The following is a 26,299-nucleotide window of genomic DNA, read 5'->3' on the forward strand; positions in this document are numbered from 1 at the left end:
GGGGGATGGATTCAGCGCGCGACAGTGAAGCGATAGTCGCCCGATCCGGCCTCCAGCACGAAGCGGTCGCCGCGCACGCCGATCGGGCGAAGCCATGCTACCGCGCCGATCCCTTGCCCGCCTTCGCGGATCGCATCGATGGAGGCGGCTGGCAGATGGATTTCTGCGCGACTGTTGGCCGGCACGCTGATGTCCGCCGTGAAACCGTCCGCCCGATTATGCCAGTCGGTGCGGATCGGCCCCAACACGCTGTCATAACTGGCCCCGCCGCGTTCCAGCCTTTTGTCCAGCACAGGATTGAAGCGCCAGGTCAGGAAACCCGCCGAAGTCGGATCGATCCCCGCGACGCGGCGGAAGATGAAGCCCGCCACCGCGCCCAGCGCATAATGATTATAGCTGTTCATCGCGGAATCGACCATGTCGGCATTCCACCGCTCCCAGATGGTGGTCGCGCCCTTGGCGATCATATAGCCCCAGGACGGAAAGGCGGTGCGCAGCAGCAGGTCATAGACCAGCGCTTCCTGCCCCGCATCCGCCAGCGCGTCGAGGCTGTAGGGCGTGCCGAGGAAGCCGGTAGAGATCAGCGTGCCCCGCCGGCGAATATCGGCCGCCAGCTTCGCGGTGGCTGCGGCGCGCAGCGGTTCGGGCACCAGGCCAAAGCGCAGGGCGAGGATATAGCCGCAATGCGACCCATTGCCGACGCTGCCTTCCGCTTTCACGAAAGCCTTGGCGAAAGCGGCGGCGATGTCGCGCGACAATTGACGGTAGCGTTCGCCCTCCGGCTGGCGACGCGACCCGAACGCCATATCGGCCATGGCGTCGGCCGAATGTTTCCACATGGCGGTCGCGATCAGATCCTTGGGCGTCGTTTCGTCGCTCGGCTTCTTGGCGTCCAGCGCGACCCAATCGCCATAGTCATAGCCACGCAGATTGCGCCAGATATGGTCGGTATTATGCTCGACGAGAAACCGCATATAGCGCGTCATCGACGCCCAGTTGCGGTCCACGATGGCGGTGTCGCCATAGCGCTGCCACACCGTCCAGGGCAGGATGACGCCCGCGTCCGCCCAGCCGGGCGACGCGCCCAGCGCCAGATCGCGCCAGCCCGTCGGCGCATAATCGGGATATTCCCCGCGCGGCCCCTGCGCATCGCGCACATCGCCCATGAAACGATGGGTGAAGGGGCCGACGTCCATGGTGAAAGCCGCCGCATCCCAGAAGACATTCGCGTCGCCGGTCCAGCCCAGCCGCTCGTCACGCTGCGGGCAGTCGGTCGGCACGCCAAAGAAGTTGGACCGCTGGCTCCAACGGCTATTCTGCCACAACCCCTGGATGATGCGGTTTTCGACCAGCAGCCTGCCGGTTTCGGGCAGGGCGCTCGACAGGACGATGCCGGTGACTTCATCGGCCGTCGGCGCACGGCCAAGGCCGCTGACCTCGACATAGCGGAAGCCGAAATAGGTGAAATGCGGCTGATAGCTCTCACCCGCCGGGTCGCCGCGGAAGGTGTAGAGGCAGGACGCGCGCGCCGCGCGCAGGTTGGCGACATCGACCGTGCCGTCGGGATGCAATATTTCCGCAAAGCGCAGCGACACGGTCTGCCCGGCCGCGCCCTTCGCTTTCAGTTCGGCCCAACCGGCGAAATTCTGGCCGAAGTCGATGACATGCCGGTCACCGTCAAAGCTGCGGATGGTGACGGGCTGCCGCCGTTCGATCGCGCGGATCGGCGGGGCGACATGGGCGCGCAGGCGGCAGGGTGGCGTCTGGCCGATGCGCGCGGGCGTCCAGCCCCTCGCCCGATAGCCGGGGCTGGACCAGCCGGGTTGTTCGCGCCGGGCGTCATAATCCTCGCCATAATAGATTTCCGCCTGGGTGATCGGCGTGTCGGTCTGGAGCTGCCATTTGTCGTCGGTGGTGACGATCGACAGGCTGCCATCGTCATGTTCGACCTCCAGCTGCGCGAACAGGCGCAGCGGCGGGTCGCCAAAGGCGTAGCGGCCGGCCGGCGCATGATAGCTGCCATACCAGCCCTCGCCCAGCAGCGCGCCGATGGCATTATTACCGGGACGAAGCAGGGCGGTCACGTCGTAGGTCCGTACCAGCACCGTCTCGCGAAAATCGCTGCTTTCCGGCGCGAGATGGGCATCGCCGACGCGCTGGCCGTTAATCTCCGTCACATAGGCGCCCAGCGCCGTGACGCGCAGCCGCGCCTGCCGGATCGGGCGTTTCAGGTCGAAGTCGCGCCGCAGCATATAGGCGCCCGCCCGCGGCCAGGCCTGGGGCTGATGGACGGACCGCTCTGCCTGCGCCCAGCCCGCGTCGTTGAACGCCACGGCCTGCCAGCCAACGGGCGCGTGGGTGGCGGTACGCATCGCCTGGCTGGTGATGCGCCGCTCGCCTGCACGGATCATCAGCGCGGCGGCGATCTCATGCATTTTGGGTTCGTCGAATCCTTCGGGATCGGTCACCTCGATCGCCACGACATGGCGGCCGGAAGCCAGCTTATGCTGCGTCTCCGCGATCGGCTCTGCGCCGAAGCGGTGGGGACCGCGCGGGGGCAGGGCGACCGGCTCGCCATCCATCCAGACCAGCGGCGCGCGGAAATTGCCGATCGAAAACAGGGTGACATCGCCCGCCTTCTCCAGGTCGAAGGCGAAGCGGAACTGCCGGGGCGCTTTATCCTTCGGCCGATCGCCGCGCATCCACCGCAGCCCGGCGGCGCGGTCTGCGCGCTCCAGGTCGGTTTGCGCCTCGATCCATTGCGCTTTCCAATCGGCGCTATCGAGCAATCCCATCTCGAAGATGGCGACCGGGCTGGTCGCGCGCACGCCGCGATCGTCGCGCACCAGCACGCGCCAGAACACGCGCTGGCGCGACCTGAGCGGCGCACCCAGCCAGCCCATGTCCATGCTCTTGTCGGTCAGCACTTCGCCCGCATGCCACAGGTCGGGCGTGCCCCCCTCCAGCAGGGCGCGGCTGCTCGCCGCCTGCACTTCGCACCGGGCCTGGCGCACGGCGCGGTCGCGGCTTTCCAATCGCCAGGACAGGCGGACATCCTGCTGGTCCAGGCCGATAGGATCGACCAGCCCCTCGGCGCGCAGATCGACGATGCGCAGGTCGTCAGCCTCCTGCGCTTTCGCTGCAAAAGCGGGCAGGCCAGCGAGCGCGCCCGCGCCCTTGAGCAACGTCCGACGTTCGATCATGGCCGCACCCCCGCTTCATCGATCACCCTTTGCGCATCGGCCGGCCAGTCCCGATTGGGCAAGAGTATATTGTCGCGCGCGACATTGCCGATCTCCTCTAGCCAGCGGCCGCCGGTGCTGTTGGCAATATGCCAGTTGCCGGTCGCGATATTGTCGGTGGAGATGCGCCGTTGATACATTTTACCGGCGGTGTTGATGTTCAGCCATTTGCCGCGCGTCTCGATCACATTGCCGGTGACGCGGAAATGTTTCGACCCTTCGTCCAGATACAGGCCGATCTTGTCGCCAATGTCGAAAATATGGTTGCCGCGCACGATCGCATTGGGGTTGGCCGACAGATTATAGATCGCGCCGCCATCCATGAACCAGCTTTTCACGCCATGGATGCGGTTGCCCTCGATCAGCGTGTCGCGCAGCGTCGTGGGCGTCCTATATTTGATATTATGGACGTATCCCTTGGCATTTTCGTCATAATTGGCATTGCCGCCCGCATCATTATAGCCCCAGCCCCACCCGACGGCGATGCCGTCATAGGGCGCATCGCTGATGTCGTTATGGGCGATGCGGGCGCCGCTGATGTATGTTGTCAGGATCGCGGCATTATCCTTATAATCCTGCGAGACGGTGGCGACGACATTATCCTCGATCGCGATGTCGCGGTTGATGCGGTTGGCATTGCCCGGATGATGCGCCTCTACCCGGATGCCGCCCGCCATGATCGCACTGCCCGACAGGACCGTGAAGCGGTTGCGCGTCACGCGGATGTTGCTGGTGGCGAGGCCCACGCCCGACAGGTTGGCATTGGCGTCATTGCCGATGCCAAGCCCGATCTGCCCCAGTTGCGAAAACTGGTTGCGTTCGAAGACGACATCGCGCGCTGACGACACCTGCACCGCGGCGGGCATCTGGTTCCATTTTTGGCGCATCGATTCAAATTCGACACAGCCCCAGCCGCATGTCTTCCATGCGTCGGCTGGCCGGATCGGCGAGGTTTCGGCCAGGAACGATCCGCTCTGCTGGTTGGCGTAGCCGGTGGCGCGCGATGCGCCGAGCCAGCTGCTATGGGAAAAGCGCAGCCCTTCGAACCGCAGCCGCTCGACCGGCGCGTCGGGCGTGCCGCTGATCGACACCAATGTCTCCAGCCGGGGCAAGACGACGCGGCGCTTGGCGATATCCTCGTCCAATCCCATGCGCAGATACAGCTTGCCCGCTTGCGGATCGATCACCCACTGATAGGGCTTGCTGTGCCATTCGTTGGTCTTGCCCACAAACTCCAGCGCATTGACCAGGAACAGGCGGCTGTCCTCCGGGAAAATCGGCTTGGTGATCGTGTCATAGCCCCAGCTATTATTGTCCCAGGCGGGCTGCGCCATGGTGACCTGCGCGCCCTCGATCGCCTGCACCGGCGACACGCGATCGGTGAAGAAACCGGTCGCCTCCAGCTCCATCCGATCAGGGCGCTTGACCTGTGAAATCCATTGAAGATCGGGATTGATAATGTCGAAACCGGTGGCGTTGAACGTCACGTCAGAAGGGCGAATCTCGATCCAGGGCCGTTCCGCCAGCGTGTCGTCCACCCAAAGCTGACGCGCATCGATGCCCTTGGGCACGTCGGCGACGTAAAGGCGGCGTTCGGCATCGAAGGGTTTGAAGCCGTTCACGACTTGGCCGCCCGACAGCATCGGATGGGCCCCTTCGGCTGCGCGCCAGGTGACGCTATGGCCATTCAACCCGCCATCGGCCCGGTGAAAGAGCAGGGGGGCGTCGAGCGTGTAGGTGCCATCCGCCAGAATGACCGCGATGTCGCGCTGCGCATTGCTTTGCCGCACCAACACTTGCGCGTGGGTCAGCGAACGCACCGGACGCGCCTGCGTGCCGGGCGCGTGATCGTCGCCAGCGGGGGAGACATGGACCAGCAGCGGCCCCTCCTGCGCCGCGGCCGTCAGCGGCATTGTCGCTGCTAAAGCCGCGCCGATTATCAGGCTGCGCTTCATCATCGTCTCTCCATGGTTGCGCTCTTGTATCGGCGCTTATGCGTGTCAGTTGACCCAGCCGCCGTCGATCACATTGACCGTGCCGGTGGTGAAGGCGGATTCATCCGAGGCGAGATAGACCGCCAGCGCCGCCAGTTCCCCGACCCGGCCGAACCGGCCCATCGCCTGGCGCGCGGTAAACTCGGCATAGGCCCTGTCGAAATCGCCGGTGTCGTGCAGCCGCTGGATCAGCGAGGGGGTTTCCACCGTGCCGGGGCAAATCGCGTTGCAGCGTATCCCCTTGGTCACGAAATCGATCGCCACCGATTTGGTCAGGCCGATCACCGCCGCCTTGGTCGCGCCATAGGCGAAGCGGTTGGGCACCGCCTTGATGCTGGAGCAGATGGACGACATGTTGATGATCGACCCGCCGCCGCGCGCGATCATGTTGGGCAACACGGCGCGGATCATGCGATATTGGGCGGTGACGTTCAGACTGTTGGAGAAGGTCCATTCCGCTTCGTCACAGTCCAATATGGTCCCGGCATGGACCCGGCCGGCGCAATTATAAAGGATGTCGATGTCGGGGTGCGTCGCCGCGATCGCCTGCACCGCCGCCGGATCGGTGACGTCCAGCGCCTGTGCCTCCACCCCGTCGATGTCGGCCAGCGCCTCGGCGCGCACATCGGTCGCAATGACGCGCGCGCCTTCGCGGACGAAGGCCTCTACCGTCGCGCGGCCGATCCCCTGGCCCGCCGCCGTCACCAGCGCGGTCTTGCCTGCCAGACGTCCCATTGTCCTGCTCCATATTTAGATAATATGTATGATGTTTAAGCAGGATGAAGAAGGGCTGTCAATCGGCGGCGACGAAGCTCTGTTGCTGTGCGCCCAGCTTCTCGATGCCCAGGGTCACGACATCGCCGGCTTTCAGATACCATGGCTCCGGCTTCTGCCCCAGGCCAACGCCCGGCGGGGTGCCGGTGGTGATGATATCGCCGGGCAGCAGCGTCATGAACTGGCTGAGATAGGCGACGATCTGCGCCACGGTGAAGATCATCGTCTGCGTGTTGCCGTCCTGCTTGCGCACATCATTGACGTCCAGCCACATGGACAGCGCCTGCGGATCGCCCACTTCGTCGGCGGTCACCAGCCAGGGACCGATTGGGCCAAAGGTGGGAAAACCCTTGCCCTTGTCCCATGTCGCGCCGCGCTCTGTCTGCCATTCGCGTTCCGACACGTCGTTGATGACGCAATAACCCGCGACATGGGCCAGCGCGTTGGCTTCGGTGACACGATGCGCGGTGGTGCCGATGATGACACCCAGTTCGACTTCCCAATCGGTCTTGCGCGACTCCATGGGGATGGTGACGGGATCGTTCGGCCCCTGGATGCAACTGACCCATTTGCTGAAGACGACCGGTTCTTCCGGGATCGGCAAATTTGATTCGGCGGCATGATCGGCATAGTTCAGCCCGATCGCGACGAACTGACGGGTGCCGGCGACGGGAGGGCCATAGCGAACCGGGCCTTCGACCAGCGGCAGGGTGGCGACGTCAATCGCCGCCAGTCGCGCTAGCCCGTCCGGTCCGATCGCCGCGCTGTCCAGGTCGGCGATATAGGCCGACAGATCGCGCAGGCGGCCGTCGGCATCGACCAGCGCGGGGCTTTCCTGCCCGGCTTCCCCGATACGGCATAATTTCATGATGAACGTCCTTTCTTATGGCATGGCGTCAAGCGGCATGGACAGCCGCGCATCTTATTGTATGATGTCTTATGTTTGTATGAAAAACAAGGTGAGGATGATGGAAGCGACGCGTACCGACATGCACGAGGTCACGCCGTGACGCGACCCCGCATAGTGGATTCGCACCAGCATTTCTGGCGCATAGGTGGGCCGGGGCAGGCGTGGCCGGACGCCGACTGGCCCCTCATCCATCGCGATTTCCTGCCCGACGATCTGCGCGCGGCGACCGCGGGACTCGATCTGGCGGGCACCATATTGGTCCAGTCGCAGCCGGACGATCGCGATACCGACTGGATGCTCGATCTGGTGGCAGACGATCCACTGGTGCTGGGCGTGGTCGGCTGGGTCGCGATGGAGGCGGCCGATGCGCCGGCGCGGATCGCCCAGCTTGCCGCCCGGCCCAAATGCATCGGGTTGCGTCCCATGCTCCAGAGCATCGAAGCGAGCGACTGGATCTTGCGGGCCGATCTTGCCCCTGCGATTGAGGCGATGCTGGCGCATGGCCTGCGGTTCGACGCGCTGGTCCAGCCGCGCCATCTGCCGGTCCTCGCCCGCTTCGCCCAGCGCTGGCCCGATCTGCCGATCGTGATCGACCATGGTGCCAAGCCGCCCGCGGCGGACCAACTTCTCGATCCTTGGCGGGACGATCTGGCCGCGCTCGCCCGCTGTCCCAATATCTGGTGTAAGCTGTCGGGCCTGCGCACCGAACAGGCGCCGGGGCAGGCGGCGGATGCGCTGGCCCCCTATGTCGCGCATATCCTGGCCTGTTTCGGCGACCGGACGATGTGGGGCAGCGACTGGCCTGTGCTGCTGCACGCAGGGGACGCGTATCGCGACTGGATCGACGATGCGGTGCGGCTGGCGGGCGATCTGGATGCGACACGAAGCGCCCGCCTGTTCGAAGGGGCCGCACGCGCCTTTTACGGCCTCGCATGACGGAGAAGACTGTGGCGCTGGATTTCGGCCAACTGGGTTTCGGGGCTGCCGCGATCGGCAATCTCTATCGCGCGATCCCGGACAGTGATGCGCGCGCGGTGATCGACCAGGCCTGGGTTGCCGGGCTACGCTATTTCGACACCGCCCCCCATTATGGCTTCGGCCTCAGCGAAAAGCGGCTTGGCGCGGCGCTGGCGGACCTTGATCCGGGCGAAACGGCAATCATTTCGACCAAGGTCGGGCGTCGGCTCGATCCCACCCCGGACGCGGACTTGTCGCAGGTGCGGCAGGGGTTTGTGTCGCCCGAACCCTATGAAAGTATGTTCGATTATAGCTATGACGCGGTGATGCGTTCCTATGAAGCGAGCCGGGTTCGGCTCAGGCGCGATCGAATCGACATCCTCTATGTCCATGATATCGGCCGTTTTGCGCATGGCGACGCACATGAGGCCAGGATGCGTGAATTGCTGAACGGCGGATTTCGCGCGCTGGAGGAATTGCGGCGCACCGGCGCGGTGCGGGCAATCGGCTTGGGCGTCAATGAAACCGCCGTCTGCGAAGAGATATTGGCCCATGCCGATATCGACCTCATCCTGCTGGCTGGGCGCTACACATTGCTGGAGCAGTCGCCGCTGGACAGCCTGTTTCCGCTCTGCGCGGCGCGCGGCGTGCGCATCATAGTGGGTGGCCCCTTCAACTCCGGCATATTGGCGCAGGGCGTCCGCCATGGCGGGCCGGTCCATTATGATTATGGCGAACCGCCGGCCCCCATTGTCGATCGCGTCCGCCGGATCGAGGCGCATTGCGACGCCTTCGGGGTCGCGCTCGGCGCGGCGGCGTTGCAGTTTCCGATCGGCCATCCGCTGGTCGCGACCGTCATCCCCGGCATCGGATCGACCCGGCACCTCGATTCCGCCGTCGAGTTGATGGCCCAACCCATTCCCGCAGCCTTCTGGCAGGCGTTGCGGCAGGATGGCCTGATCGATCCGCGCGCGCCCCTGCCAGCGTCGGCGGCGTAGCTGATGCCGCGTGCAGACAGGCCCAGCGTTGTAACAGGAGCAGCATGATGACCGCCACGCGCATCGACGATCGCCCGCCTACCCGCTATCGCTGGGTCGTCGTGGCGCTGCTCTTCGCGGCGACCGCGATCAACTATGTCGATCGCCAGATGATCGGCGTGCTCAAGCCGACCCTGTCGGCCGAAATGGGCTGGTCGGAAACCGACTATGCCAATATCGTCTTTTGGTTCCAGGCCGCTTATGCGGTCGGCTATCTGGGCTTTGGCCGAATCGTGGATATGGTGGGCGCGCGCTTTGGCTATGCCATCGCGGTCGTCATCTGGACCATCGCCCATATGGCGCATGGTGGCGTGCATAGCGTCACGCAGTTCGCCATGGCCCGGTTCGGCCTGGGCGTGGGCGAATCCGGCAATTTCCCCGCGGGCATCAAGGCCGTCACAGAATGGTTCCCGCAAAAGGAACGCGCCTTCGCCATCGGCCTGTTCAACGCCGGCGCCAATATCGGCGCGATCGTGACGCCGCTGCTGGTGCCATGGCTGACCGTTGCCTATGGCTGGCGCGTCGCCTTTTACGCCACCGGCCTTTTCGGGATTGTCTGGCTGATCGCTTGGCTGACCTTCTACCGAAGGCCGGACGATCACCCCCGGATATCGGCGCAAGAACTGGCCTATATCCGGCAGGACGCGGCCGACCCGGTGGAGCCGATCGGCTGGAGCCGCCTGCTCACCATTCGCGAAACCTGGGCCTATGCGATCGGCAAATTCTGCATCGACCCGATCTGGTGGTTCTTCCTCTTCTGGCTGCCCGGCTATCTCGGCACCCGCTACGGCCTGGACCTGCTGAGCTTCGGGCCGCCGCTGGTCGCCATCTATCTGCTGTCGGACCTGGGCAGCGTTGCGGGCGGTTGGATGTCGGGGCGGCTGATGAAGGCGGGCAAGAGCGTCAATGCCGCGCGCAAGCTGACCATGCTGCTCTGCGCCTGCGCGGTGCTGCCGGTCTTCTTTGCCCAGTCGATCGACAATCTGTGGCTTGCCGTTCTGGTCATCGGCGTGGCGACCGCGGCGCATCAGGCCTTTTCCGCCAACCTCTACACCCTGCCGTCGGACCTGTTTCCGCGCGGCGCAGTGGGATCGGTCGTCGGCATCGGCGGTACATTGGGCGCGGTCGGCGGCATGGCGATGGCCAAATATGCAGGCTATGTCCTTGACGGCATCGGCAGCTACACGCCGCTCTTCGCCGTGGCGGGCAGCGCCTATTTCATCGCGCTCGCTGCCGTTCACCTCCTGTCGCCGCGGCTTGTGCGCGTCAGCATAGCGTCGACCGAATAAGGGCTAGCAAGCCCGGCAGGCGGCTATAACGGGATGGCCGTCGTATATTTCGTCATCGACAACGCGAAATGCGACGCCGCGCCGGCGACCGACGCATGGCCCAGCAGGGTCTGCATCAGGAAGCGGTTATAATCCTCCACATCGGCCACGACCACCCGGATCAGATAGTCCCACTCCCCCGACATCGAAAAACATTCCACGATTTCCGGCCGCCCATCGACGAAATGTTCGAAGGCGGCGCGCGCTTCGCGGGCATGGCTGCGCATACGGATGTTGCACAGGACATTGACCCCGCGCCCGACCTGCGCCGGGTCCACCAGCCGCACCGTCCGGGTAAGGACGCCCGCGGCTTCCAGCGCCTTGATCCGTCGCCAGCAGGATGCGCTGGACGCGCCGACCCGTTCGGCCAGGTCCTGGTGGCTGATCCCGGCATCGTCCTGCAAGGCGGAGAGGATTTTGCGATCCACCGCGTCAAGTTGACCATCCTGTTTCATATACCGCCAATATCTGATGAAGTCTAATCGATCATAGGCCATTATCCGGCAAGATTGAAACCTGATTTCCATGCGTTCATGGCATGATAGGCAGATGGCGAACATCGACCTTCTTGCGCCCGATGGCGCAGCAGCGGACTGGACCATCCCGCAGGACTGGGCGTCCTATACGCGCCAAGACCATGCGATGTGGGATCGCCTGTTCGCGCGCCAGACGCAGATGCTGCCTGGCCGCGCCGTGCACGAATTTCTAGAAGGGCTGGATTTCTTGCGGATGACGAAGCCGGGCATCCCCGACTTTGCCGAACTGTCCGACCGATTGATGAAACGCACGGGTTGGCAGGTCATCGCCGTGCCCGGACTGGTGCCGGACAAGGTGTTTTTCGATCATCTCGCCAATCGCCGCTTCGTCGCCGGTCGCTTCATCCGCCAGCCCGACCAGATCGACTATCTCCAGGAACCGGACGTTTTCCACGACGTGTTCGGCCATGTGCCCCTGCTCGCCAACCCCGTCTTCGCCGATTATATGCAGGCCTATGGCCAGGGCGGTCTGCGCGCCGATGCGCTGGGGTCGATCGAACGGCTGGCGCGGCTTTACTGGTACACCGTCGAATTCGGCCTGATCCGCCACGATGACGGCCTCAAACTCTATGGCGCGGGGATTGTGTCATCGCATGGCGAGTCGGAATTCGCCCTGGACGATCCGTCGCCCAATCGCCTGGGTTTCGACCTCCAGCGATTGATGCGGACCCGCTATCGCATCGACGATTATCAGCAAAGCTATTTCGTCATCGACAGTTTCGAACAGCTTTTGCGCATGACCGCCGAAACCGACTTCGCGCCGCTCTACGCGCAGCTCGACGGCCTGCCCGATATCGACACCGACACCATCCTGGCGACCGACCGCGTCTTCCATCGCGGCACGCAGGATTATGCCAACAGTAAAAAGGAAGAGGACGACGCATGACCGCCACTACCGACAACCCCTTGGGCCTCAATGGCTTCGAATTTGTCGAATTCACCTCGCCCGACCCAGAGGCGATGGCCGCGCAGTTCGAGCAATTAGGCTTCGTCGCCAGCCATCGCCACCCGCGCAAGAACATCACCCGTTACCGCCAGGGGCGCATCAATCTGATGCTCAACCGCGACGATGCCGGTCGCGTGGCTGAATTTCGCGGCGTGCATGGCCCGTCGGCCAGCGCCATGGCCTTCCGCGTCGCCGATCCCGCAGCCGCGCTCGAATGGGCGCTGGCCAATGGCGGCAAGGCGACGGCGGAGGACGACACGGTCATCGAAGGGATCGGCGGCGCCTATCTCTATTTCATGCCGGCAGACGGCGATCCCTATGCCGACTGGGCCGAGTTTCCCGGCTGGCAGGAGAAGGCGGCGGAAAACAGCGTCGGCCTCGACCTGCTCGATCATCTCACGCATAATGTCCGGCGCGGACAGATGCGGGTATGGAGCGAATTTTACCGCACCCTCTTCGGGTTCGAGGAACAGAAATTCTTCGATATCAAGGGCAAGGCCACCGGCCTTACCAGCCAGGCGATGATTGCGCCGGACAAGGCGATCCGCATCCCGCTCAATGAAAGCCAGGACGACAAGAGCCAGATCGAGGAGTTCATCCGCGATTATCATGGCGAGGGTATCCAGCATCTCGCGCTCACCACCGACAATATCTATGACACGGTGGAGAGATTGCGTGCGCGGGGCGTGCGGTTGCAGGACACGATTGAGACCTATTATGAACTGGTCGACAAGCGCGTACCCGGCCATGGCGAGGATCTGGAGCGGCTGCGCAAGAACCGCATCCTGATCGACGGCGATGTCGAAAGCGAAGGTATATTGCTGCAAATCTTCACTGAGAATATGTTCGGCCCGATCTTTTTCGAGATCATCCAACGCAAGGGCAATGAGGGTTTCGGTAACGGCAATTTCCAGGCGCTGTTCGAAAGCATCGAACTGGACCAGATACGGCGCGGCGTGGTCAGCGTCGACGCGTGAGATAATCTAAAACTGTTCGGGCTGAGCCTGTCGAAGCCTGTCCGTCCTTTCTCATAGGGACGGCCCTTCGACACGCGCAGGATGGACGGAGGAGAGCGGCAAATGGATTATCTTTCCGGCTTCGGCAATCATCACGCGACGGAGGCGGTGGCGGGCGCGCTGCCGGTCGGGCGCAATTCGCCCCAGCGGGTGCCCTATGGCCTCTATGCCGAGCAACTGTCCGCGACCGCCTTCACCGCGCCGCGACAGGAAAACCGGCGCAGCTGGCTTTACCGGATGCGGCCGAGCGCGATGCACCCGCCGTTCATGCCCTATGCCGGGCAGGCACCGCTGGGCAGACCGGCATTTGAAGCGGGCGCGCCGACGCCCAACCGGTTGCGCTGGAACTCGTTGCCGCTGCCGCTGGAAGCCGCCGACTTTATCGACGGCCTCGTCACCTATGCCAGTAATGGCGATTTTGCGGCGGGGGTGGGGTGCAGCCTCCATCTCTATGCGGCCAATCGGTCAATGGTCGATCGCGCCTTCTTCAGCGCCGACGGCGAATGGCTGATCGTGCCGCAGCAGGGCCGGTTGCGGATCGTCACGGAGATGGGCGTCATGCTAATCGCGCCGTTGCAGATAGCCCTGATCCCGCGCGGCGTGCGCTTTCGCGTCGAACTGCTGGACGACGTGGCGCGCGGCTATGCCTGCGAAAATCATGGCGCGCTTTTCAGATTGCCAGATCTGGGACCGATCGGCTCCAATGGCCTCGCCAATGTCCGCGATTTCGAGGCGCCCGTCGCCGCCTATGAGGATGTCGATCGCCCCTGCGAACTGGTGCAGAAATATCAGGGGCGGCTCTGGTCGACCATGCTGGATCACAGCCCCCTCGATGTCGTGGCATGGCATGGCAATGTCGCGCCCTATCTCTATGATCTGTCACGGTTCAATGTCATCGGCACGGTGAGCTACGATCATCCCGACCCGTCGATTTTCACCGTGCTGACGTCGCCGAGCGACACCGCCGGAACCGCGAACCTCGACTTCGTCATCTTCCCGCCGCGCTGGATGGTGGCGGAGGATACGTTTCGCCCGCCCTGGTTCCACCGCAATATCATGAGCGAGTTCATGGGCCTCATCACCGGCGATTACGACGCCAAGGCAGGGGGCTTCGCGCCGGGCGGGGCGAGCCTGCACAATATGATGTCGGCGCATGGCCCGGACGTGGCGAGCCATGACCGCGCGGTCGCGGCAACACTGACGCCGCACAAGATCGAGGATACAATGGCCTTCATGTTCGAAAGTCGCCTGCCCTTCACGCCGACAGGCTGGGCGATGGAAACGCCTTTGTTACAGGGCGATTATGATGCGTGCTGGACAGGCTTTGCCAAGGCGCAATTACCAACGCAGGGGAGCGACGCATGAGCTGGTGGACCACCGACGAGACGCATGATCCGGCGCGGACGAGCTGGGTTGACGGCGCGAATGGCCATGCCGATTTCCCGATCCAGAACCTGCCCTTCGGGGTGTTCTCACCGCCGGACGGAGACGCGAGGATCGGCGTTGCGATCGGCGACAGCATCCTCGATCTTTCGGCCCTTGCCGATCAACTGCCCGCATCGGATGCCTTGCGGTATAACCGTCTGAATGCGCTGTTCGCCCTGCCCACTGAACAGCGTCGCAAGCTGCGCCATGCCATTAGCGGGATGCTGAGCGATCGGGCGATGGCGGATCAGGTGCGCCCTCATCTCCATGCCGCCGCGGACTGCGCGCTGCACCTGCCGGCCCAAATTGGCGATTATACCGACTTCTATGTCGGCATCCATCACGCCAATAATATCGGTCGGCAATTCCGGCCGGACAATCCCTTGCTGCCCAATTATAAATATGTGCCGATCGGTTATCATGGCCGGGCGTCGTCGATCCGGCCATCGGGCGTGGCGGTGCGGCGACCGCTGGGGCAGCGCAAACCGCCCGAAGCGGACACGCCGATCTTCGGTCCATCGACCCGGCTGGACTATGAGCTGGAACTGGGCGTCTGGATCGGGGCCGGCAATGATCTGGGCACCCCGATCCCGATCGATCAGGCGGCCGATCATGTCGCGGGCTTCTGCCTGCTCAATGACTGGTCGGCGCGCGATTTCCAGGCCTGGGAATATCAGCCGCTCGGCCCCTTCCTGGCCAAGAATTTCCAGTCGACCATTTCGCCGTGGGTGGTGACGGCCGAAGCGATGGCGCCCTTCCGCCTGCCCCAACCGCCCCGGCCGCAGGGCGATCCAGACCCCTTGCCCTATCTTCAGGACGCGGCCGATCGCCAGCATGGCGGGCTGGCCCTGACGCTGGAAGTGTCGATCCTGACCGCGGCGATGCGGGCGCGGGGCGGTGCGCCCCATCGCCTCAGCACCGGCCCGGCGAGCAACATGTATTGGACCGTGCAGCAGATCGTCGCCCACCACGCCTCCAACGGCTGCAATCTCAGTCCGGGCGATCTGCTGGGCACCGGCACGATTTCGGCGCCCGATCGATCGGGCTATGGCAGCCTGATGGAATTGTCGGCGGGCGGCAAAGAACCGGTGGCCTTGCCCGGCGGCGAAAGCCGCACCTTTCTGGAGGATGGCGACGAGATCATCCTGCGGGCGAGCGCGACGGTGCCCGGCTTTGCACCGATCGGCTTTGGCGAATGCCGGGCGATGATATGTCCGGCGCCCTAAGCGCCGCGTCATAGGCGGCAACCAGCCGGTCGAAATGCGCATCCTCGTTGAAGCGCGCGACGACATCGGCATGGGCCGCCGCGCCCAGCGTGCGGCACAGCCCCGGATCGTCCCACAGCCGCTGCATCTGCCGGGCGAGGTCGGCCGGGTCGCCGGGCGCGAAATGCAGGCCGGTCCGTCCTTCACGCACTGTGTCGTTCAGCGCGCCGATGCGCGATGCGATGACCGGCACGCCATGCGCCATAGCCTCCGCCGCGACGATGGCGAAGGTTTCGAACCAGAGGCTGGGCACCACCAGCGCCCGCGCGCCGCGATAGATGGTCGCCAAGGACTCCGGTCCGCTGGTGATCGTCACCGGCACGCCCTTGGACATGAGCGGCGTCGGGTCGCTGCCGGGCGGCCCCGCGACATGGATGGGCAGGTCCGCCATGCGGCTGGCTTCGACCAATATGTCCAGCCCCTTTTCCGGCACGAAGCGGCCAGCAAAGGCGAAATAGGCGCCATTGGCTGGATCGACAGGATCGGGCGCGGCGGGGATGGCACATTCGTTGACGCTGATCCGGTCGAGCGGGATGCCGGCCTGGGCATGGAGCCAGTCGCGGCTGAAGTCGGTGAGCACGATGAAGCGGCTGACATGACGGCGGTAGAAATCGCGCCAGCCCGCCACCGCATGGCGCAGCGCGAAGGCGGCGCTTTCGGGCAGGCTGTCGCGGCAGTTGCGCAGCATCGCCTGATGCGCGCCATGATCGATGCAACGGGTACAAACGCCCGCCCCATCATGATGGGTGGCGATGGGGCAGGTGACGCGGAAATCATAGCAGCTATGGACGATCGGGATGCCGACACGGGTGCAATGTTCGAACAGCCAGGGGGTCAACAGCGGGTAAAGTTCATGTGTGTGAACGATATCGGGCCGGTCCTGCTCCAGCCGCGCCGCAAAGGCGCGCAACGCGGCGGGAGCATAAAGGCCATTGGCAAAGGCGCTGAGCTTGCCTGCCATTCCCGGTGAAAGATTACGGCTATCCCGTTCGAATATGGCGATATTCAGGCCCCGCCGTCGCGACAGGGCGATGGTCGCGTCCCAGGCGTTGTCGGCCCCGCCGCCGCCACGATGGCGGTTGAAGACATGCAGTATCTTCACGCGACCTGCGCGGGCGCGAGAATATCCGGCCGGTATGTTTCGCCGATCAGCGCCGCGGTCGGTCGCCGCCCCGCCGCCTTGAGTGCGATCAGCCGCCGGAACAGCGCGGCATAGCCGTCGATCACCGCGTCCCAGCGGAAGGTGGCGGCGGCATGGGCCTGCGTCGCCCGGCCCAGCGCAGCCCGGCGGGCAGGATCGGCGTCTAGATCGCGCAGGATCGCCGCCAGATCGCCGCTGGCCTTGCTGAAATAGGGATTGTTCGGCCCGACATTTTCCCGATGAAAGATCACGTCGATCGGCACGCAGGGCGCCCCCCAATGCATGGCGCGCAGCAGGCTGGGGTTCGTGCCGCCGACCTCATGCCCATGCAGATAGGCCGCGCAATGGCGATAGAGGGCGTTCAAGTCGGCGGAGTCGAACACGCCGCCAACGCAGCGCACCTGCCCGTCATGTTGGGCCGCAACGGCGCGGGCATAAGCGCTCTCATAGGGGACCGATCCGACGACGATCAGCGGCTTTGCGACACCAGACGCGCGATACTCGCGGATGATATGATCGACATTATTTTCCGGCTCCATTCGCGCGACGACCAGATAATAGTCGCCGGACGTCACGCCATAGCGAGCCAGAGCCGCGTCGTCGGGCGCATCCCCGACCGCGCCGCTATAGGGAATATAGGTGGAAGCCGCGCCATATTCGCGGTCGTAATAGGCCTGCATCGCGCGCGAATCCGTGACCAGCCAGGTGGCGAGCCGCGCACTGACGCTTTCAGACCATTTATAATATGTCCGCTGCAACCCGTTCCATTTGCGGCGTTGCCAGCCCAGCCCGTCGGTATGGATCACCACCGGCACGCCCAGCGCTCGCAGCGGCAGGATGAAGGGGCCATTGCCCGGATCGACCACGAAGACGAGGTCGAAGCGGCGAAAGGCCGCGTCGAACACGGCCAGGTTGCTATGGACGATGCTCTCGAAACTCTTGCCGCCCGGCGCGGGGAGGTAGCGGCATCGCACCCCCTGCCAGACCGGGGGCCGCGCGTCATAATATTGGTTCCGGCAATAGACGGTGACGTCCATGCCATGATCGCGCACCAGCCCGACGGCCAGTTCCTCCACCAGCGTCGAAAAACCGCTATAGCGCGCGGGAATACCGCGATCGCCGATGATGGCGACACGCAACGGGCGGGCGGGGTCAGCCATGCGCCTTGAACCCGATCCAGACATCCTGCGTCATGCCCGCATCAGGGCCGGGCGCGACCTGCTCCACCCGTTCGAACGCAGCGAGCAGATGGCAGCGCACCCAGCCGGGCGGATAGACCGCGAAATACCATTTCTTCCCTTCCTCGAACCGCGCCTGCGTCACCAGTTCGCCGCGATCATAGGCGTCCGTTTCCCGCTTCTGGGTCAGCAGATAGCGATAATGGTCGCCATGGGTGGTCGCGATCATCATGCCGCCGGGGCGCAGCACCCGGTGCAGTTCGGCGGTCCAGTCGCGATGCATGTCCGCCGACAAATGGGTGAAGACCGAGAAATTATAGACCGCGTCGAAACTATCGTCAGGGAAGGGCAAGGGCGGGGCCAGGCCATTCAATGCAAAATCGATGCCCGGCAGATGCGCGCGGCACCAGTCGATCGTCGCCGGATTATAATCGGTGCCGGTCAGAGCAGGCGACCGTCCGCTCAGAAGAAGGGGCATGTGGCGGATCAGCCGCCCCGGCCCGCACCCCCACTCCAGCACCCGCAACGGCTGCGCATCAGGCAAATATGTGCGGATCAACCGGGCGAACAGCGCCGCATGGGCCAGTCCGACGTCATGATAGTCCGCCCAGTCGACCTTGTTATAGGCATCGAACGCCAGATCCTCCGGCGGCACCGCGAAACCGGGATGCCTGGCGATGAAGGCGCGGTTGCTGCGCGCCGCCCGCGCCCGCTTGCGCAGGAAAGCCATGCGATCGAACATGGGCAGCAGGCCGAGCGATCGCGTAGCGCGCAGGATGTGATATTTCATGGCCGGTGCCTTTCTTGAGGGACGGGGGGCGGAGCGCGATCGAACAGGCGCAGGGCATAGGCCCGGTCCTGTCCGACGATGGCGATCAGGGGAAAAGGCGCGTCCGGCTGGGTCAGGCGGAAGCGGTTTGCGCGGTTCTGGATGATGTCCAGCAGCACCGCCGCAACCACCCCGGCGCACAGGCCGCCGATCAGCGCGGCGACCAGCAACAGCTTGGTCTGCGGCGCGTCGGGCTTGTCGGGCAGCGCCGCGCTTTCGACCAGCTGGATCGCCGACGGCGCGGACTGGGCGGTCGCGGCCGTGACCGCGGCGGTCATCAGCTTGTCCTGCAACGCCAGATAGGTCTTTTCCAGCATGTCGTGGCCGCGGCCGAGATCATGACTGTCCTTCATCTTCTGCGGGATGCGGTCGATCGTCGCGCGCCGCGCGCTTACCTCGCCCGACAGGGTGGCCAGCCCCGCGCGATCCCCCGCCAGTTGCGCCTCCAGCGCCGCCCGGCGCGCGCGCAGCGCGTCATAGCCGCCATTGCGGGCGATGCTGCTCTGCTGCACCCCTCGCTGCGGCTGGGCGGCAAGTTGTCGGCCGATCGCTGCAATCTGGTCATCCATGTCGCGCACGTCGGGCGAATCCGGGCGATACCGGACCAGCAGCGCATCGCGCGCCGCGACCAGCTTCGCCTGCTCCTGCTTCAGTTGCGCCGCCACCGGATTGTCCTGCACCAGTCGGCTGGCGAGGATATCGCGCGGCTCGCGCGCCAGTTGCGCAGTGACGGCGGCCAGTGCGCTCTGCGCCGCGGCGATCGCGGTGCGCTTGGCGTCCAGTTCGGCCTGCTGGCCCAGATATTGGCCGATCTCGACCTTGTCCTTCTCGAACATCAGCAGCATGTCGTTCTGCGTGTAGTAACGCTCCATCCGGGCTTCGAGCGCGCGCAGATCGGTGCGGGCGCGATCCGCCTCCGTCTGGAGCGCGGCATAGGCCTGCCGCGCTTCGGTGGCGAAGCGGGCGCGGCGCTGGGCGATATAGGTGGCCGCGACCGCATCGGCGATTTCCGCGACGCGGGGGCTGGGGCCCCGCACCGTCAGCAGCGCGATATGGCTGTCGGGCAACTGGGTCATGGCGACCCCGGTGCGAAAATCGTCCAGGGTGCGGGCGCGCTCGATTTGGCTGGCCGTCGCCACATAAGGCGATGGCGCACGCGGAAACAGCGCATCTTTCGTCCCCCGCCAGGCGCGGCCGGGCCAGCTTTGCGTCCACAGCCAGGTCAGGTAGCGCAGCGGCGGATGATAGACGTCGCGATAGCCCAGGTTCAGGTCGGCGATCACCTGTTTCAGCACCGGGCCGGATGTCGCCAGGATCATCTCGTCCTTCAGCGCCGATCGGCGGAACACCGCCCAGTCATTATAGAAATTCTCGCGCTGGCGATCGTCGTCTGACACGGCGGACAGGGTGACGCTGGCGGAATAGACCGGCGGCCAGACTATGATGTAGACGCCGACCAGTGCCAACGTCAGCGCCGCCACCGCCAGGATCAGACGGCGATGGCCGGCGATCGCGAAGCCCACGATCCGCCCCGCGCGCCGGAAATCGAAACTGTCCGCCTCCGGGCGATGGGGCACCGCCTCGCTCATCGGTCGATCTCCTGCAACAGGCGCAACTGGACATAGGGGGCCATCAGCGCGCTGAGGCCGCCTAGCGGCGCGTTGACGTAATTTTGCAGGAAGCGGGCGAAGCGCGCACCGCCGCTTTCCTGCACGACGATGATGTCGCCGGGGCGCAGCGGCACATTCTGGAGCATCAGCAGCATCCCCGCATGGCCGCGCGCGCCGCTGCGCAGGATATGCGCGTTGAGGTGACCTTGATCGTCCAGCCGGATCAGCGCGACATTGGACAGGGCCGCTGTCTTGCCGGCGTCGCCTGCCAGGATCAGCGCCTGCGCGGCGGTCGGCGCATCGCGCAGCGGCACCGCACCGGGCCGGTTCACCTCACCTGCGACGAAGACCTTGTTCTCGCGCGGATTGGCCACGGCGACGCTGACCTGCGGATCGCGCACCCGCGCCAGCAGGCGCTGCCGCACCGCCGCAGCCGCCGCCATCGGGGTCAGGCCCGCTACGGCGATGTCGCCAGACCGGGGCAGCGTCACCATGCCGTCGGGGCGAACAGTCGCGCTGCGCGACAGTTCGGGCATCCTATCGACCGCTATCTCTAGCTGATCGCCCGGCCCCAGCAGATAGGCGCTTTCGTAGCGGGCGGCCGATCGTATCACGTCCGGCACTGCGGCGATGCTGGCGGGTGCGCTGAGACTGGTCGAGCAGGCGCCGAGCAGGATCGGGATGAGCAGCAACAGCGCGGTGAACAGGCTGGTGCGGGACGAAGTGCAGTTTGGCGCGATCATGCCGATGCTCCCGCCAGGGTAAGGCGCGCGCGCATCGCCCAAGCGCGGGGCGATAAGGGATTGGCGGCACAGGCCTGAACCAGCGACGCATGGGCCTCAGCGATATCGCCCAGCGCCAGCGCCATATCCGCCTGCGCGCGATGCAGCCGCGCGACGATGGCGCGGCGACGGCGTTCGGGCGCGCCACTGTAGCGGCGGCGCTCCAATATCCGCAACATGGTGGCGACGACCTGTGAGTTGGCCATCAGCCCCAGCGTGTTGCGCAGTTGCCCCGCATGATAGCGAAAACCGAGCAGCACGTCAGGATCGAACCAGCCGACCGCGCCGCTATCGCCCAGCCGGGTGAAGATGTTCAGCTCGAAGGGGAAATTGCCATGGCAGTCGGCATCGACGAACCCGGACCGATGAAGCGCGGCGGTGCGAAACAGCGTGCCCGAAATGGGTGTGAAGCCGCTGGCCATATGCGTGTCGAGTATGGGGAAACGGCCGCGCGGCCGGCCCCGCCGATGCATCCGCCGATAGGCGCAGCTTTGCGCGTCGGAGGGCCGTCCGTCCGCATCGAAAAGCCAGGGATTGGCGACGAACAAGGCAGCGTCCGGCGCGGCGTCTAGCGCCGCGACCGCGCGCTGAAGATAGGCGGGCGACAACAGATCGTCATCATGCAGGATGCAAAAATAATCGGCATCCCCCGCCTGTTCGAAGAAATAGCGGCCCTGCCCATATTCGCCGCCATTGTCCGCCTGCTGGACGAAGCGGATGCGCGGATCGCCCAGGCCCTCGACATAGGCGCGCACCACATCGCCGACGCCACCGGGCGAGGCGTTGTCGCTCACCACCACGCGGAAATCGCGGAAGCTTTGCGCGCACAGGCTGGCCACCGCCTCCCGCACGAAATCGGGGCGATCATAGGTGGGGACACCCACGAAGATGCGCTCAGAAGAAATGGCGATGCGCCTTGTACCAGAGGAAGGTCTGGCCCAACCGCTCATCCAGCCCCGCGCCCGGCGCCCAGCCCAGCTTCTCCGCCGCCAGCGCAGAGGACAGATATTGCGCCTGGATCTCGCCATGGGCGTTGTTGCGTATGTCGGGCACCAGGTCGGCGCGCCCCGCCGCGGCGAGCGTGCGGCGGGTCAGGTCCATCACGCTTACCGGCTCCCCCGTGCCGAAGTTGAAGGCGCGGCCGACCACGTCAGCGTCGCCCATATGCTCGGCCAGCAGCAAATAGCCGCGCACGATATCCTCGACATAGACATAGTCGCGCACCGGCGATCCGTCCGACCGGATCACCGGCCGTTCCCCGTCGATCGCAGCCAGGCAGGTGCCCGGCACGATACGGTTGCTGTTGAGGTCGCCCGGCCCGAACAGATTGCCGCACCGCGTGATGGCGACGGGCAGGCGATAGGTCTGCGCGTAGCTCAGCGCGATCAGGTCGGCGCAACTTTTCGACACGTCATAGGGGTGGCGGCCCTGCAACGCGAAATCCTCCTGATAGGGCAGGGTGTCATGGTCGCCATAGGCCTTGTCGGACGAGGCGATGACGATCCGCTCGACCGTGGCGACCTGGCGGCACGCCTCCAGCAGCACCCATGTCCCCTTGATATTGGCTTCGAAGGTGGACAGCGGATTGCGGTTGGCCACGCCCACGATCGCCTGCGCGCCGAGGTGAAAGACTGTATCGACCGCATATTCGTTGAGCGCCCGTTCGATGACGGCATAATCTTCCAGCGACCCTCGCACCACCTTGGCGCGGGTGGCAAGGCCGTCGGCCTGGAAGCGCGATTGCGGCACCATGTCACGTACCAGCGCCACGACCTCGGCGCCCTGCGCCAGCAGTTCCGCGACCAGGCTGCCGCCCAGAAAGCCGGTCGCGCCGGTGACGAGGCAGGTTTTACCCTTCCACGCGCCGCTCATGCCGCGCGCTCCTGTGGCAGCGCGGGCGCGATCCAGGGCGGCGGCCCGCCGGCCGCGAGCGTCTCGTCCATCTCGACCACATCCTTGTAGAAATCGAACGACTTGAAAAAGCCGTCATGGCGGTAGGTGAAGGCGTCGCCGCGCGCGATCAGCGGCGGGATGATGTCGCGCTCCAGATTCTCCCCCTGCCAGTCGGCGAAGATGGCCGGGTCCATCACCATGAAGCCGGCGTTGATCCAGTAATCGGCGATCAACGGCTTTTCGGCGAAGCGGGCGATCGCGCCATCCTCCTCCACCGACAGCACGCCATATTGCGAATACATCGGCACCGACGTGATCGTCAGCCGCGCGCCATGGGCGCGGTGGAAGGCTACCACGGCATCCAGCGGCACGTCCGACAGGCCATCGCCATAGGTGGCGATGAACGGCCCGTCGATCAGGTGGCGGCAGTTCCAGATGCGGCGGCCGGTATCGGCGTCCTCGCCGGTGTCCACGATCTGGACGCTGGCGCCGATATCCTTCCCCTCGAAATAATCGTGCAGAACATCCTGCCGATATCCAGCCGCCAGAATGAAGTCGCGAAATCCCTGGCGGATGAAATTCTTGATGACATGGACCAGCACCGGCGTCCCGCCCAATGGCAGCATGGGCTTTGGCAGATAGGTGGTGAAGGGAAAGGCGCGGATGCCCTGCCCGCCGCATAATATGACGACTTTCATCGGTCGGTTCCTTTCGTCTTGGGTCGGGTGAATTGGTCGAGGGATAGGGTGGCGAGGCCGATGCCGAATTCCGGCCCGGCGATGCCGCGCTGGATCAGGGGGGCGAGGCGCGAATGGGCGACATGGCCGCCGAACCACAGCTTGATCTGGTCGCCGTCGCGCAGCGGACCGGGGGCCAGGATTTCGCCGTCGGTCCAATCCGTGCTGGCGCGGGTCAGCAGCGGCGCTGCATCCTCACGGAAATGCATGCCGTCGGCGGACCGGGCATGGTGGATCGCCACCTGCTGCCATGCGGGGTCTGCGCCCTCCTGCACATGCGCGACCGAATAGAAGAGGTCGATGCCGTCTGCGTCCGCCAGCGCGGTTGGCGAGGAATAGCCGGCATAGCCCTGGCGCGCGGGATAGAGCGGCCCTTGGACCAGCACCTGTATCGGCGGCGTAAAGTGCACGCCGTCTCGCGACCGGATCAGCCCGATCGACTGGCGCGGTGGGCCGCCTTCCGCGCGCGCGCCCACGGCGGAGAAATAGATCAGCAATTCGCCGCCGCGCACCACCGCGCCCGGCTCGCCGACCAGATAGCCGTTCCAGGCGGTCGCCCCGCCGGTCGCCCGCAGCAGCGTCCAATTGGCGACTTCCCACGCCACGCCATCGGGCGAAACGGCCAGGCCGATCGCCATGGGCGACGGATCGGCGCTGGCATAGACGCCGGTAAAGGCCATCCAGTAGCGCCCCGCGAACGAGACGACGCTGGGCGTTTCGATGCTCGCATAAGGGCCGCCGGCTGGCGACAGCAGCGGCGTGGCCGGCGACAGCGTCCAATGCGTGCCATCGCCCGACACCGCGCGGAAGGGCAGGACCGGCGGCTTGAACGGCGCGTCTGTGCTGCTCGTCATATAGAGGACATAGCCGTCCGCGGTGCGCAGCGGGCTGGGGTCGTTCCACAGCCCCTGGCGGCGCAGCGATCCTGCCGCGATCACCGGCGCTGTGCGGCTGACCCGCCAGCCCGGCATCGCGCGCGGCAGGTCCGGCGGTGGTGCAGGGTTGGTGCAGGCTGCCAGTACCAACGCGAGAGAGGAGGCTATCCCCCGCATCAGAAGGCGTTCCGCTGCACGAACGGCACCAGCAGCGTGCGCGCCACGATCTGCAGGTCCAGCCAGATCGACCAGCGGCGCAGATATTCGATATCATGGACGACGCGCTGCTCCATCTTGTCGCGCGTATCCGTTTCCCCGCGCCAGCCGCTGACCTGCGCCAGCCCGGTGATGCCTGGCTTAATCTTGTGCCGCACCGCATAGCGATGGATCAGCGGCCGGAAATTATCGTCCAGCGCGACCGGATGGGGCCGCGGCCCGACCACCGACATGCTGCCCAGCGCGACGTTGATGAACTGCGCCAGTTCATCGATCGATGTGCGGCGCAGGAACGCGCCGACCCGCGTCACCCGGCTGTCGCCACGCCGCGCCTGGACGAAATCGTCATCATCGGCGACCCGCATCGACCGGAATTTCCAGATGCGGAACGGCCGACCGTCCAGCCCATAGCGGGTCTGGGAAAAAAAGACCGGCCCGCGCGTATCCAGCTTGATCGCGACTGCCGCCAACAGGCAGATCGGCAGGATGAGCGGTAAGGCGATGAGCGTGAGGGCGACATCCTCCGCCCGTTTAATCAGGCGCGAATAGCCTTCGAACGGGGATTCCACGATACTGACGACCGGCTGGCCATAGACATCGTCCCAGCGCGCGCCGACCAGGTCCAGGCGGAACAAAGGCGGGCAATAATAGAGCGATGCGGTGGTGTCGCTGAACCGGTCGAGGATCGCCTTGATCCTTTGTTCCGCCGCCATCGGCAGCGTCACATAGATGCGGCTGACCGCGCCGGATCGCGCCAGATCATAGAGCCGATCGACCGGCCCGCCAAAGGCGTGGCCGGGCAGGGCGACGGTGCGATCGTCCGTCGGCCGGCGATCGTCGAACACGCCCAACGATCGGATGCCCATCCAGCGCTGCCGCGCGAACACCTCGCCCAACCGCTGCGCCGTTTCGGTCGCGCCGATGAACGCCGCGCTACGCTGGTCATGACCGAAACTGCGCCAGAAACGCAGCGCCAGCCGCACCGCGATGCGAAACAGGATGATCGCGCCCAGCGCCGCGCCATACCAGAACGTCGCGGCTGGCCCCCACACCCCGGCGCGCGCTAGCGGCAGGTCGCCCAGCAGCCAGAACAGCGTCATGATCCCTGCAAAGCTGATCGTCCAATGGGCGGTTAGGTCCGCCAATTCATGGCGCAGCCGCACGATCCGCCAGGACCGGCTGAGGTGGAAAAAGGACGCCACCAGCTCCAGCACGGCCACGCACAACAGCGCGTCAATGATCGCCGACCGGTTAGATAAAGCGCCGGCAATCAGCGCCATGCACAGCAGGATCAGCCCGGTGTCGACCAGCCGGCACAGGCGCACGAACAGCGCGCCGAATTGCTGGAACATGCCGGTCGTCCTGAAATCCGCATTCCATTGGGGGGGCTGCATAGCCTGGCGCTCCGACTGAAGTAAAATTCAGATAAGATTATGTAATTTACGCAAAACCTAAATTATTAAATTCATCAAATACGTATTTAGGGGATAAAAATCCCGAATCACTTCTCAATCAAATCAAAACTGCAAGATGAGTCATAGTGTGGTTAACCATCTTAATATTTTATGTTCCAATTTGTGACATCATCGTTTCGACATATTGTGCTGT

The 26,299-nt window shown here is 64.9% G+C and carries 23 protein-coding genes; 8 read left to right on the top strand and 15 right to left on the bottom strand.

Annotated features, from left to right (window positions below):
• Positions 1-11: 11 nt before the first annotated feature.
• The 4 genes from CEQ44_RS02975 to CEQ44_RS02990 are packed head-to-tail and all read right to left on the bottom strand — an operon-like array spanning position 12 to position 6,878.
• Positions 12-3,203: an alpha-L-rhamnosidase gene (locus CEQ44_RS02975; RefSeq protein WP_088182879.1), complete on the bottom strand. Its 3,192-nt coding sequence runs from the start codon at positions 3,201-3,203 to the stop codon at positions 12-14.
• On the bottom strand, positions 3,200-5,200 hold the full coding sequence (locus CEQ44_RS02980) for a right-handed parallel beta-helix repeat-containing protein (protein WP_217894991.1): 2,001 nt from the start codon (positions 5,198-5,200) through the stop codon (positions 3,200-3,202). Before CEQ44_RS02980 ends, CEQ44_RS02975 begins: the two co-directional genes overlap by 4 nt.
• A gap of 42 nt (positions 5,201-5,242) precedes the next feature.
• Positions 5,243-5,971 (bottom strand): SDR family oxidoreductase, encoded by a 729-nt coding sequence (locus CEQ44_RS02985; RefSeq protein WP_088182878.1) that lies wholly within the window; start codon positions 5,969-5,971, stop codon positions 5,243-5,245.
• A gap of 58 nt (positions 5,972-6,029) precedes the next feature.
• Complete coding sequence (locus CEQ44_RS02990; RefSeq protein WP_088182877.1) at positions 6,030-6,878, bottom strand: fumarylacetoacetate hydrolase family protein; 849 nt, start codon at positions 6,876-6,878, stop codon at positions 6,030-6,032.
• On the opposite strand from CEQ44_RS02990, the gene CEQ44_RS24220 reads away from it, so the two are divergent.
• From CEQ44_RS24220 to CEQ44_RS03005, 4 genes are read left to right on the top strand one after another with little or no spacing between them, the layout of a single operon-like run.
• Positions 6,877-7,020: a hypothetical protein gene (locus tag CEQ44_RS24220; protein ID WP_176401063.1), complete on the top strand. Its 144-nt coding sequence runs from the start codon at positions 6,877-6,879 to the stop codon at positions 7,018-7,020. The genes CEQ44_RS02990 and CEQ44_RS24220 overlap by 2 nt on opposite strands.
• Positions 7,021-7,034: 14 nt before the next feature.
• A complete protein-coding gene (locus CEQ44_RS02995; protein ID WP_256960015.1) occupies positions 7,035-7,856 on the top strand; it encodes an amidohydrolase in 822 nt (273 codons plus the stop codon).
• Positions 7,853-8,875 carry an aldo/keto reductase gene (locus CEQ44_RS03000; protein WP_088182875.1) on the top strand — a complete coding sequence of 341 codons (1,023 nt, stop codon included), beginning with the start codon at positions 7,853-7,855 and terminating at the stop codon, positions 8,873-8,875. Before CEQ44_RS02995 ends, CEQ44_RS03000 begins: the two co-directional genes overlap by 4 nt.
• Before the next feature lie 47 nt (positions 8,876-8,922).
• Positions 8,923-10,203: an MFS transporter gene (locus CEQ44_RS03005; protein WP_176400246.1), complete on the top strand. Its 1,281-nt coding sequence runs from the start codon at positions 8,923-8,925 to the stop codon at positions 10,201-10,203.
• 23 nt (positions 10,204-10,226) lie between these two features.
• Here CEQ44_RS03005 and CEQ44_RS03010 read toward each other — a convergent pair whose 3' ends face one another.
• Positions 10,227-10,697, bottom strand: coding sequence for an Lrp/AsnC family transcriptional regulator (locus tag CEQ44_RS03010; protein WP_088182992.1), 471 nt, complete (start codon positions 10,695-10,697; stop codon positions 10,227-10,229).
• 94 nt (positions 10,698-10,791) lie between these two features.
• On the opposite strand from CEQ44_RS03010, the gene phhA reads away from it, so the two are divergent.
• The 4 genes from phhA to fahA all read left to right on the top strand — a co-directional run bounded on the left by phhA (position 10,792) and on the right by fahA (position 15,391).
• Positions 10,792-11,664 carry a phenylalanine 4-monooxygenase gene (gene phhA, locus CEQ44_RS03015; RefSeq protein ID WP_088182873.1) on the top strand — a complete coding sequence of 291 codons (873 nt, stop codon included), beginning with the start codon at positions 10,792-10,794 and terminating at the stop codon, positions 11,662-11,664.
• Complete coding sequence (hppD, locus tag CEQ44_RS03020; protein WP_088190779.1) at positions 11,661-12,701, top strand: 4-hydroxyphenylpyruvate dioxygenase; 1,041 nt, start codon at positions 11,661-11,663, stop codon at positions 12,699-12,701. The genes phhA and hppD overlap by 4 nt, the downstream gene beginning before the upstream one ends.
• 102 nt (positions 12,702-12,803) lie before the next feature.
• Complete coding sequence (gene hmgA / locus CEQ44_RS03025) at positions 12,804-14,105, top strand: homogentisate 1,2-dioxygenase (protein WP_088182871.1); 1,302 nt, start codon at positions 12,804-12,806, stop codon at positions 14,103-14,105.
• Entirely contained in the window at positions 14,102-15,391 is a 1,290-nt protein-coding gene (fahA, locus tag CEQ44_RS03030; RefSeq protein ID WP_088182870.1) for a fumarylacetoacetase, read from the top strand. The genes hmgA and fahA overlap by 4 nt, the downstream gene beginning before the upstream one ends.
• Here fahA and CEQ44_RS03035 read toward each other — a convergent pair.
• From CEQ44_RS03035 to CEQ44_RS03080, 10 genes are read right to left on the bottom strand one after another with little or no spacing between them, the layout of a single operon-like run.
• Positions 15,306-16,532, bottom strand: coding sequence for a glycosyltransferase family 4 protein (locus CEQ44_RS03035; RefSeq protein WP_088182869.1), 1,227 nt, complete (start codon positions 16,530-16,532; stop codon positions 15,306-15,308). The genes fahA and CEQ44_RS03035 overlap by 86 nt on opposite strands.
• Positions 16,529-17,731, bottom strand: a complete 1,203-nt coding sequence (locus CEQ44_RS03040) for a DUF1972 domain-containing protein (protein WP_176400236.1) — start codon at positions 17,729-17,731, stop codon at positions 16,529-16,531. Before CEQ44_RS03040 ends, CEQ44_RS03035 begins: the two co-directional genes overlap by 4 nt.
• Positions 17,724-18,539, bottom strand: coding sequence for a class I SAM-dependent methyltransferase (locus CEQ44_RS03045; protein WP_140419290.1), 816 nt, complete (start codon positions 18,537-18,539; stop codon positions 17,724-17,726). The genes CEQ44_RS03040 and CEQ44_RS03045 overlap by 8 nt, the downstream gene beginning before the upstream one ends.
• On the bottom strand, positions 18,536-20,167 hold the full coding sequence (locus CEQ44_RS03050; protein ID WP_088182867.1) for a hypothetical protein: 1,632 nt from the start codon (positions 20,165-20,167) through the stop codon (positions 18,536-18,538). The genes CEQ44_RS03045 and CEQ44_RS03050 overlap by 4 nt, the downstream gene beginning before the upstream one ends.
• Complete coding sequence (locus CEQ44_RS03055; RefSeq protein ID WP_140419289.1) at positions 20,164-20,931, bottom strand: polysaccharide biosynthesis/export family protein; 768 nt, start codon at positions 20,929-20,931, stop codon at positions 20,164-20,166. The genes CEQ44_RS03050 and CEQ44_RS03055 overlap by 4 nt, the downstream gene beginning before the upstream one ends.
• Complete coding sequence (locus CEQ44_RS03060; RefSeq protein WP_176400235.1) at positions 20,928-21,854, bottom strand: glycosyltransferase family A protein; 927 nt, start codon at positions 21,852-21,854, stop codon at positions 20,928-20,930. Before CEQ44_RS03060 ends, CEQ44_RS03055 begins: the two co-directional genes overlap by 4 nt.
• Before the next feature lie 10 nt (positions 21,855-21,864).
• On the bottom strand, positions 21,865-22,842 hold the full coding sequence (locus CEQ44_RS03065; RefSeq protein ID WP_088182864.1) for an NAD-dependent epimerase/dehydratase family protein: 978 nt from the start codon (positions 22,840-22,842) through the stop codon (positions 21,865-21,867).
• Positions 22,839-23,561 (bottom strand): sugar phosphate nucleotidyltransferase, encoded by a 723-nt coding sequence (locus CEQ44_RS03070; protein ID WP_088182863.1) that lies wholly within the window; start codon positions 23,559-23,561, stop codon positions 22,839-22,841. Before CEQ44_RS03070 ends, CEQ44_RS03065 begins: the two co-directional genes overlap by 4 nt.
• The gene (locus CEQ44_RS03075; RefSeq protein WP_140419288.1) at positions 23,558-24,652 is read right to left on the bottom strand and encodes a hypothetical protein; all 1,095 of its coding nucleotides are present in this window, start codon (positions 24,650-24,652) and stop codon (positions 23,558-23,560) included. Before CEQ44_RS03075 ends, CEQ44_RS03070 begins: the two co-directional genes overlap by 4 nt.
• A complete protein-coding gene (locus tag CEQ44_RS03080) occupies positions 24,652-26,043 on the bottom strand; it encodes an undecaprenyl-phosphate glucose phosphotransferase (protein ID WP_176400234.1) in 1,392 nt (463 codons plus the stop codon). The genes CEQ44_RS03075 and CEQ44_RS03080 overlap by 1 nt, the downstream gene beginning before the upstream one ends.
• Positions 26,044-26,299 lie beyond the last annotated feature (256 nt).

Source organism: Sphingobium sp. Z007, assembly GCF_900013425.1.
GTDB lineage: Bacteria > Pseudomonadota > Alphaproteobacteria > Sphingomonadales > Sphingomonadaceae > Sphingobium.

Bases quoted from the DNA above. Each gene is read 5' to 3' on its own strand.
- CEQ44_RS03040 (WP_176400236.1), bottom strand. From the start codon at position 17,731: ATGGCTGACCCCGCCCGCCCGTTGCGTGTCGCCATCATCGGCGATCGC.
- CEQ44_RS03010 (WP_088182992.1), bottom strand. From the start codon at position 10,697: ATGAAACAGGATGGTCAACTTGACGCGGTGGATCGCAAAATCCTCTCC.
- CEQ44_RS03055 (WP_140419289.1), bottom strand. From the start codon at position 20,931: ATGATCGCGCCAAACTGCACTTCGTCCCGCACCAGCCTGTTCACCGCG.
- CEQ44_RS03045 (WP_140419290.1), bottom strand. From the start codon at position 18,539: ATGAAATATCACATCCTGCGCGCTACGCGATCGCTCGGCCTGCTGCCC.
- CEQ44_RS03000 (WP_088182875.1), top strand. From the start codon at position 7,853: ATGACGGAGAAGACTGTGGCGCTGGATTTCGGCCAACTGGGTTTCGGG.
- CEQ44_RS03005 (WP_176400246.1), top strand. From the start codon at position 8,923: ATGACCGCCACGCGCATCGACGATCGCCCGCCTACCCGCTATCGCTGG.
- CEQ44_RS03080 (WP_176400234.1), bottom strand. From the start codon at position 26,043: ATGTTCCAGCAATTCGGCGCGCTGTTCGTGCGCCTGTGCCGGCTGGTC.
- CEQ44_RS03070 (WP_088182863.1), bottom strand. From the start codon at position 23,561: ATGAAAGTCGTCATATTATGCGGCGGGCAGGGCATCCGCGCCTTTCCC.
- CEQ44_RS03050 (WP_088182867.1), bottom strand. From the start codon at position 20,167: ATGAGCGAGGCGGTGCCCCATCGCCCGGAGGCGGACAGTTTCGATTTC.
- CEQ44_RS24220 (WP_176401063.1), top strand. From the start codon at position 6,877: ATGATGAACGTCCTTTCTTATGGCATGGCGTCAAGCGGCATGGACAGC.
- hppD (WP_088190779.1), top strand. From the start codon at position 11,661: ATGACCGCCACTACCGACAACCCCTTGGGCCTCAATGGCTTCGAATTT.
- CEQ44_RS02975 (WP_088182879.1), bottom strand. From the start codon at position 3,203: ATGATCGAACGTCGGACGTTGCTCAAGGGCGCGGGCGCGCTCGCTGGC.
- hmgA (WP_088182871.1), top strand. From the start codon at position 12,804: ATGGATTATCTTTCCGGCTTCGGCAATCATCACGCGACGGAGGCGGTG.
- fahA (WP_088182870.1), top strand. From the start codon at position 14,102: ATGAGCTGGTGGACCACCGACGAGACGCATGATCCGGCGCGGACGAGC.
- CEQ44_RS03075 (WP_140419288.1), bottom strand. From the start codon at position 24,652: ATGCGGGGGATAGCCTCCTCTCTCGCGTTGGTACTGGCAGCCTGCACC.
- phhA (WP_088182873.1), top strand. From the start codon at position 10,792: ATGGCGAACATCGACCTTCTTGCGCCCGATGGCGCAGCAGCGGACTGG.
- CEQ44_RS03065 (WP_088182864.1), bottom strand. From the start codon at position 22,842: ATGAGCGGCGCGTGGAAGGGTAAAACCTGCCTCGTCACCGGCGCGACC.
- CEQ44_RS02985 (WP_088182878.1), bottom strand. From the start codon at position 5,971: ATGGGACGTCTGGCAGGCAAGACCGCGCTGGTGACGGCGGCGGGCCAG.
- CEQ44_RS02980 (WP_217894991.1), bottom strand. From the start codon at position 5,200: ATGATGAAGCGCAGCCTGATAATCGGCGCGGCTTTAGCAGCGACAATG.
- CEQ44_RS02990 (WP_088182877.1), bottom strand. From the start codon at position 6,878: ATGAAATTATGCCGTATCGGGGAAGCCGGGCAGGAAAGCCCCGCGCTG.